General features: G+C 71.0%; 8 protein-coding genes, 2 pseudogenes and 1 riboswitch. Of the genes and pseudogenes, 6 read left to right on the forward strand and 4 right to left on the reverse strand.

The annotated features are described in order from the left end of the window. The 5 genes and pseudogenes from ACFQ36_RS18915 to ACFQ36_RS18935 all read left to right on the forward strand — a co-directional run. A pseudogene (locus tag ACFQ36_RS18915) lies at positions 1 to 399 on the forward strand (alpha/beta hydrolase); the annotation flags it as partial. Positions 400 to 443: 44 nt separating this feature from the next. Beyond that, positions 444 to 1,361, forward strand: a complete 918-nt coding sequence (locus ACFQ36_RS18920; protein ID WP_377016431.1) for a carbohydrate kinase — start codon at positions 444 to 446, stop codon at positions 1,359 to 1,361. A gap of 21 nt (positions 1,362 to 1,382) precedes the next feature. Continuing rightward, complete coding sequence (locus ACFQ36_RS18925) at positions 1,383 to 2,186, forward strand: HAD family hydrolase (RefSeq protein ID WP_377016433.1); 804 nt, start codon at positions 1,383 to 1,385, stop codon at positions 2,184 to 2,186. Positions 2,187 to 2,252: 66 nt separating this feature from the next. Then, entirely contained in the window at positions 2,253 to 3,047 is a 795-nt protein-coding gene (locus ACFQ36_RS18930; protein ID WP_377016435.1) for a glycerophosphodiester phosphodiesterase, read from the forward strand. Beyond that, a complete protein-coding gene (locus ACFQ36_RS18935) occupies positions 3,044 to 4,165 on the forward strand; it encodes a glycerate kinase (RefSeq protein ID WP_377016437.1) in 1,122 nt (373 codons plus the stop codon). The genes ACFQ36_RS18930 and ACFQ36_RS18935 overlap by 4 nt, the downstream gene beginning before the upstream one ends. 46 nt (positions 4,166 to 4,211) lie before the next feature. On the opposite strand, the gene ACFQ36_RS18940 is transcribed toward ACFQ36_RS18935, so the two are convergent. The 4 genes and pseudogenes from ACFQ36_RS18940 to ACFQ36_RS18955 form a co-directional block, all read right to left on the reverse strand. Then, a complete protein-coding gene (locus tag ACFQ36_RS18940; RefSeq protein WP_377016439.1) occupies positions 4,212 to 4,421 on the reverse strand; it encodes a dodecin in 210 nt (69 codons plus the stop codon). A 100-nt stretch (positions 4,422 to 4,521) separates the two neighbouring features. Next, positions 4,522 to 4,656, reverse strand: coding sequence for a hypothetical protein (locus ACFQ36_RS18945; RefSeq protein WP_377016445.1), 135 nt, complete (start codon positions 4,654 to 4,656; stop codon positions 4,522 to 4,524). Positions 4,657 to 4,702: 46 nt separating this feature from the next. Further along, positions 4,703 to 4,948, reverse strand: a pseudogene (locus ACFQ36_RS18950) (glycogen debranching N-terminal domain-containing protein); the annotation flags it as partial. Positions 4,949 to 5,084: 136 nt separating this feature from the next. After that, on the reverse strand, positions 5,085 to 6,410 hold the full coding sequence (locus tag ACFQ36_RS18955; protein ID WP_377016441.1) for a uracil-xanthine permease family protein: 1,326 nt from the start codon (positions 6,408 to 6,410) through the stop codon (positions 5,085 to 5,087). A gap of 265 nt (positions 6,411 to 6,675) precedes the next feature. Further along, positions 6,676 to 6,791: riboswitch (SAM riboswitch) on the forward strand. A gap of 35 nt (positions 6,792 to 6,826) precedes the next feature. Between ACFQ36_RS18955 and ACFQ36_RS18960 the strand changes: the two genes are divergently transcribed. After that, a partial coding sequence (locus tag ACFQ36_RS18960; protein WP_377016443.1) for an AmiS/UreI family transporter occupies positions 6,827 to 7,343 on the forward strand: 517 nt, incomplete at its 3' end.

Here is a 7,343-nt window from a genome sequence, read left to right on the forward strand (position 1 = left end):
GACCGGCTGCCGCCGGGCACGCCCGGGACCGCGCCCCTGCTGCGGCTGGACGCGGTGCTCAGCCAGTCCGGCGTGCTGGACCTGCACCGGGCTCGGGAGCTGGGCCTGAGCGACGGCGCGGTCGACAATTTCCTGGGCGCCGGCCCGGACCTGGAGCCGGAACGGCACCGGCTGGCCGACCCGATGAGCCACCTGCCGCTGGGCGTGCCCGTTTATGCCTTCCACAGCGTGGAGGACGATACGGTACCCGTGCAACTGTCTGCCTCCTACGTGGCCGCGGCCCGGGCCGCGGGCGGACGGGCCGAACTCATCCTGGTGCCCGGGGACCACTTCGCCCTGATCGATCCCGGCTCCGCCGCCATGGCCGCGGTGCGGGAGGTGCTCGCGGAGCTGGGCTGAAACCGGCTCTGCCGGATCCGGAAGCGCTCTGTTAGGTTGGCTCTGTGCTGACTGTTATCGGCGAAACCCTGGTGGACGTGGTCAGGAGCGGCACCTCCGCCCCGCGCCTCCACGTGGGCGGCAGCCCCATGAACGTGGCTGTGGGCCTGGCCCGGCTTGGCCATCCGGTCCAGTTTGTCGGCAGGTACGGCCGGGACGACTACGGCGCGATGATCACGCATTATCTGCGCCGCAACGCGGTGCTGACCCCGCTGTCACCGGATGCGAAGCCCACCAGCGTGGCTATTGCCAGGCTGGACGCGGCCGGCACGGCCCACTACAGTTTCGACGTGCTCTGGGAGCTGCCGCCGCTGGACAAGGCCCTGCCCCGGCTGCTGGACGGCACCACCTGGCTGCATACCGGATCCTTGGCCGCCATGCTGGAGCCCGGCGCGCATGCCGTGCTCGCTGCCGTTGAACACGCCCACCCGCGCTCGCTGATCAGCTACGACCCGAACTGCCGGCCCACGGTGATCACGGACCGGGAATTCGCCCGCCGGCAGGCCGAAAGGTTCGTGCGGCTGAGCGACCTGGTCCGTGCCTCCGAGGAGGACCTGCGCTGGCTGCATCCGGAGCGCTCCGCCGAGGAGACGGCGCGCGCCTGGCTGGCCCTGGGCCCGGCCATCGTGGTGGTCACGCGCGGGGCGGGCGGGCCCTGGGCGGTGGCCCGGTGCGGCACGGTCCAGCTGGGCACCCCGGACGTGGACGTGGTGGACACCGTGGGTGCCGGGGATTCCTTCACGGCCGCCCTCATCGGCACGCTGGTGGACCGCGGCCTGGCCGGCTCCGGCTGGCGGGACCGGCTGCGGGATATCGGCCGTGCGCAGCTGCAGGAGGTGCTCGGGTACGCCACCCGGGCCGCGGCCATCACCGTTTCCCGGGCCGGGGCCGACCCGCCGAGCAGGGACGAACTGGGGTCCTGACGGTCCGACTAAAATGGACCCATGCGTTTGATTGCCAGCGACCTGGACGGCACGATCATTGGTCGCGACGGGAGGATCAGCCCCCGTACCGTGCGTGCCTTCCGGGACGCGGCGGACGCCGGGGTGCAGATTGTCTTCGTCACCGGCAGGCCCCCGCGCTGGCTGGCTCCGCTGCGCGAGCAGATCGGACACGAGGGCGTGGTGATCTGTTCCAACGGCGCCGTGCTGTACGACCTGGCCGCGGACCGCGTGCTCTCGGCCCAGACGGTGCCGCACCGGGACCTCTTCGCGGCCCGCGAGATCATCCTGGGCCTGCATCCGCACGTGGCCTTTGCGGCCGAGACCACCGAGGGCTTCCAGCTGGAACCCGGGTTCGTGGAATCCGGTTCGGTGGAGCTGCTGGGCGGGATTGTGCCCCGGCCGCTGCACGAATCCCTTGAGGCGGGGGACTCGGTGGTGAAGTTCCTGGCCCGCGGCGGGGAACTGGAGCCGGATGCCTTCCTCGCCCAGGTGCTGCCGGCGGTTTCACACCTGGTGGCGGTAACGCACTCGGCGGTCGGCGTGCCGCTGCTGGAAATGGCCCGGCCCGGGATCAACAAGGCCGTCACGCTGGCAGACTATGCGGCCTCCCTGGACATCGCCGCCGAGGACGTGGTGGCCTTCGGGGACATGCCCAACGACATTGAGATGCTGGAGTGGGCCGGCCACGGCTACGCCATGGCGTCCGGCCACCCGTGGGCAATCGAGGCCGCCCGCTTCCAGGCCCCGGCGTTCGAGGACGACGGCGTGGCGCAGATCCTCGAGACCCGCCTCGCGCTGCTGTAGGGGATTGGGCCGCCTCCCGTTCCGGGACGGGGCGCCGGCGGTAGAGTACTGAAGGTGAGCACCCGCATGCCCTACCTGGACAATGCGCTTTCGGGTCCGGCCGGTCCGGCGCCGGCGGCCTTCGCCCACCGCGGTTTCTCGCCGGCCGGGCTGGAGAATTCCATGGCCGCCTTCCGCGCCGCCGTCGAAATGGGCTACTGCTATCTGGAGACGGACGTGCGCTCCAGCGCCGACGGCGTGCTGATGGTCTTCCACGATGCCACCCTGGACCGGATCACCGACGCCACCGGACCCATCTCGGCCCGGACCGCCGCGCAGCTGCGGCAGGTGCGGATCGGCGGGGCCGAGCCCATTCCCACGATGGAGGAACTGCTCGCGGAGTGGCCGGACGTCAAGCTCAACGTGGATGTCAAGGACAAGGCCGGATCGGCCCTGCTCGCGGAGCTGATCGAACGCCACTCGGCCCATGACCGGGTGCTCGTGACCTCCTTCTCGGACCGGCGCCGGCTGGCGGTCTTCCGGACCTTGTCCAGGCCCGCCGCCAGTTCCGGGGGCGTGGTGTCGCTGACGGCGCTGGCCGCCCTGGGCCGGCTGGGCCTGTCACGCACGCTCGGCCGGGCAGCGCGGATGCAGGCGGTGCAGGTGCCCGTCAGCTACCGCCGGTACCCGGTGGTGACCCCGGCCTTCGTGCGCCGCTGCCACCGGGCGGGACTGGCCGTGCATGTGTGGACCGTCAACGAAAGGCAGGAAATGGACCGGCTGCTGGATTTGGGGGTGGACGGCATCATGACGGACCGGGCGGACCTGCTGGCCGAAGCCATGCAGGAACGCGGCTTCTGGCCCCAGCGGGTGCAGCCGTGAGGGTGCTGGTTGCCCCGGACAAATTCAAGGGGACCCTGTCCGCCGCGGAGGCGGCCGCGGCCATGGCCCAGGGCGTGCTGCGGGTGTACCCGGATGCCAGGGTCCGGCTGCTGCCGGTGGTCGACGGCGGCGAGGGGACCCTGGAGGCCGCGCTCGCCGCCGGCGCGGAGGAGCGCACGGCGCGCGTGAGCGGCCCGTTGCAGAAGGATGTGACCGCGTCCTGGGCCCTGCTGGAGCGGGCCGGCCGGCGGACCGCGGTGATCGAGATCGCCCGCGCCTGCGGGCTGATGCTGGTGGAGCCCTCGGTGCAGACGGCCCTGGCGGCGCATTCCTACGGCGGTGGCGAGCTCATCGCCGCCGCCCTGGATGCCGGGGCCGCGGAGATTGTGCTCGGCGTCGGCGGATCGGCAATGACCGACGGCGGCTCCGGTGCGCTGCGCGCGCTGGGCCTGAAGGTGTACGACGACGGCGGAGCCGAGGTGCCCCTCGGCGGCGCGGCGCTGCTCTCGGCCCGCTGGGCGGAGGATTCCGGGCTGGACCAGCGGCTGCGCTCCGCCACGCTGCGCATTGCCGCCGATGTGGACAATCCGCTGGTGGGCCCGGAAGGTGCCGCCCATGTCTTCGGGGCGCAGAAGGGCGCGGACGCCACGGCCCGGAACCTGCTCGACGAGGCGCTGCACCACTGGTCCGAGCTGCTGGAGGCCGTGACCGGATCCGACGTTGACGTCCCCGGCGCCGGCGCCGCCGGCGGCTTCCCCGCAGCATTCCTGGCCTTCACCAACGCCCGCCTGCAGCGCGGCTTCGACCTGGTCGCGGAGCTGGTGGGGTTGGACGAGGCGCTTGCGGAGGCAGACCTGGTGATCACCGGCGAGGGCGCGCTGGATGCGCAGTCCCTGCGCGGCAAGGCACCGCTCGGCGTGGCCGAACGGGCCCAGGCGCACGGGGTCCCCGCCGTCGTCGTGGCAGGGAGCATTACGCTGCCGCCGCAGGAACTGGCCGCCCGGGGGGTGGCGGCGGCGGCCAGCGTGCTGGATCTGGTCCGCACACCCCAGGACGCCTTCGCGCACCCGGCGGAATACCTCGCCCTGGCCACGCAGCAGGCACTCGAAGGTGCCTGAACCGGTTCCCGCCGCGGGCCGCCCGCGCTGTGCTTCGGCTACCCGATCACTCCTCGATCCGGAAGCCGAGCTTGATGGTCACCTGCCAGTCGGCGACGGCACCGTCCACCAGATGGCCGCGGATGTCCTTGACCTCGAACCAGTCCAGGTTCCGCAGCGTCTTGTTGGCCTGAGTGATGGCATTGTTGACGGCTGCATCCACGCCCTCCGGGGAGCTGCCGACGATTTCGGAGACGCTGTAGGTGCGGTTGGCCATGCTTCCTCCTCTGCGGGTGGCCCCGGGACCGGACCCCGGGGCGCGCTGCCTGCAACGCTAGCGGCAATGATCGGGCCAGTCTACGGCCGCACCCATCCGGCTACGCCGGGAGCACCGGGTCCAGCCACAGGCCGCCGAGGGAAACGTGCGGGTCGTAGCGCATCAGGTTCTTCACCAGGAAGATCGGCGCGGTGGCGGCCCAGGTCTGCGGCGAGCACGCCGTCGGGTAGGGCACGGGTTCGTCGAAGTGTTCGCGGCTGAAGCCGCAGAACAGCTCCGGCAGCCGGCGGGCAAACGGTGCCCGGTAGGGTTCCTTCGTCTCGGCCCCCCAGCGGCTCCACGGGCTGGCCGTTGGCGGTCAGGTTCCAGCGGGACAGGATGCGCGTGTCCTGATGGAAAACACCGTGCGGCAGCTCGGGATGGATGTCCCCGTTCGCCGAGGAAATACAGAAGGACGATCCCTCCACCGAGGTCACCGTCCCGGCACCCAGCGGCCCGGCCGCCGTGTCGGCATTCCATCCGGCCATCCCGGGCTCCTTGCAATGGACTGGCACTGGATTGGCATCGATGCGGCGCGGAGCCTTCGGGGCTGGCCGCCCTCGCCGTTAACCGACGCTACGCAGGTCCGCCGGCAGGCGCCAGCCCCCGGATGCCAGCCGGGGCTCAGCCGAGCTTGGAGGGCTGGGCGCCCTGGTCCTCGGCGGCGTCCAGCGGTTCGGTGCCACGCCAGCGGGCGACCAGGTTCATGCCGTGGTAGATCACCAGCGCGGCGGCGGTGCCCAGGGCGATGCCTTCGAAGCGCAGCTCGCCCACGGCCCAGGTGAAGTTGGCGATCGCCACCACCAGGGCCACGCCGGCGACCGAGAGGTTGATCGGATTGCCGAAGTTCACCCGGTTCTGCACCCAGATGCGCACGCCCAGGATGCCGATCATGCCGTACAGCACTACGCCGGCGCCGCCGAGCACCCCCGGCGGCACGGTGGCGATCAGGGCGCCGAACTTCGGGAACAGGCTCAGCAGCACCGCGATGGTGCCGGCCACCCAGTAGGCGGCGGTGGAGTAGACCTTGGAGGCAGCCATGACGCCGATGTTTTCCGCGTAGGTGGTGGTGCCCGAACCGCCGCCGGTGCCGGCCAGTACGGTGGCCAGTCCGTCCGCCATCAGTGCGCGTCCGGCGTACGGGTCCAGGTTCTGCCCGGTCATGGCGGCCACGGACTTTACGTGCCCGATGTTCTCCGCCACCAGCACCAGCACCACCGGCACGAACAGCCCGGCCACGGAGAGGTGGAAGGAGGGCAGCTGGAACGGCGGCAGGCCGACCCACGCAGCATTGCCGATGGCCGAAAAGTCCACCTCGCCGCGCAGCACCGCGGTCAGGTAGCCGGCCAGCACGCCGACCAGGATGGACAGCCGGCCGAGCAGGCCGCGGAACAGCACCGTGGCCAGCAGGATGGCCGTCACCGTGACCAGCCCGGTGACCGCGCCTTTCTCGAAGTTCGCCTTGGCCGCAGGCGCCAGGTTCAGGCCGATCAGTGCCACGATGGCGCCGGTGACCACCGGCGGCATGACCGCCTGGATCCAGTGCGCCCCGGCCTTGTGGACCACCAGGCCGACCAGGAAGAGCACGGCGCCGGCCATGATCAGTCCGCCGAGCGCCCCGCCCATGCCGTGCTGGTTCATCGCCGCCCCGACCGGGGCGATGAATGCGAAGCTGGAGCCGAGGTAGCTGGGGATCCTGCCCGCGGTGATGATCAGGAACAGGATGGTCCCCACGCCGGAAAAGAGCAGCGTGGTGGCCGGCGGGAAACCGGTCAGCAGCGGCACCAGGAAGGTCGCGCCGAACATGGCCACTACGTGCTGGGCGCCGATGCCGATGGTCCGCGGCCAGCTCAACCGCTCCTGCGGGGCCACTACCGAACCGGGGGTGATGGTCTTGCCGTCGCCGTGGATGTTCCAGTGGAACGCTGACGACCTTCCGGGCATGCTCATGGGGGCCTCTCGGGGGGTGGGGAAGATTGGCGAGCGGGCAGGCCCTTTCGTGCCGCTGAGAGTGGGGGCTCCCGCAGTGTCGGCTTCGCCGCCACAGCGGGAGCCTCGCGCCCCACTCTGCGCCACGCAGGGACCCTGCCGCCCCGCTCTAAGAAGAATCCTACGTCCGCAGCGTGTCGTCATTGTGACAACCGGAACGCCACATAAAGTCTCCCGGGGTCACAAACCTTGAACGCCTGCCGGCCCGGTCCTACGCTCTTGGTCAGATCAAGAGTTCCAACGCGAAGCCCTGGCTTGTTGGACGGCAACCCTCCTTCCGTGGCGGGGTGCCCCAGATGATGATCCGGCCACGGCGCAGCAGCTCCGGGGCAAGCACGGCGCCGTATCTGCGGCGTCCCTGATTTCCGGGAATGTCCATGTCTTTCATTTGCCTGATCCTCTCCGGCGCCGTCCTGCTGATCAACGGGCTCGGCCTGCTCGGACGCATCCAGGGCCGGGATTCCGGCGTCTTTAACCTGCTGATCGGTGCCGTCCAGCTGGTGCTGGCGGTACTGTCCGCCGTGGCCGCCGATGGCGACCCTGCGGTGTTGCTGGGCGTCAGCGGCGTCTTCCTCTTTGGCCTCACCTACCTGTACGTGGGCCTGGACGCCCTGCTGGGCCTCGGTTCGGCCGGGCTGGGCTGGTTCTGCGGGCTGGTGGCCGTGCTGGCGCTGGTCTACAGTGCCGGCAGCCTGCCCGCGGACCCGCTGCTGGCCGTGCTGTGGTTGAGCTGGGCCGCCTTGTGGTTCCTGTTCTTCCTGCTTCTGGCCCTCGGCAAGACGTCCCTGACGGCCTTTACCGGCTGGGCGGCGCTGCTCACCGGCCCGACGACGACGGCGGTGCCGGCGCTGCTGGGCCTGTCCGGTGCGTGGCCGGCCGGCTGGGCCGCCGCCA

Source organism: Arthrobacter sp. GCM10027362, assembly GCF_042679445.1.
Lineage (GTDB): Bacteria > Actinomycetota > Actinomycetes > Actinomycetales > Micrococcaceae > Crystallibacter.

Excerpts from the sequence above, each read along its gene's own strand:
- ACFQ36_RS18925 (WP_377016433.1), top strand. The coding sequence starts at position 1,383 with ATGCGTTTGATTGCCAGCGACCTGGACGGCACGATCATTGGTCGCGAC.
- ACFQ36_RS18930 (WP_377016435.1), top strand. The coding sequence starts at position 2,253 with ATGCCCTACCTGGACAATGCGCTTTCGGGTCCGGCCGGTCCGGCGCCG.
- ACFQ36_RS18940 (WP_377016439.1), bottom strand. The coding sequence starts at position 4,421 with ATGGCCAACCGCACCTACAGCGTCTCCGAAATCGTCGGCAGCTCCCCG.
- ACFQ36_RS18955 (WP_377016441.1), bottom strand. The coding sequence starts at position 6,410 with ATGAGCATGCCCGGAAGGTCGTCAGCGTTCCACTGGAACATCCACGGC.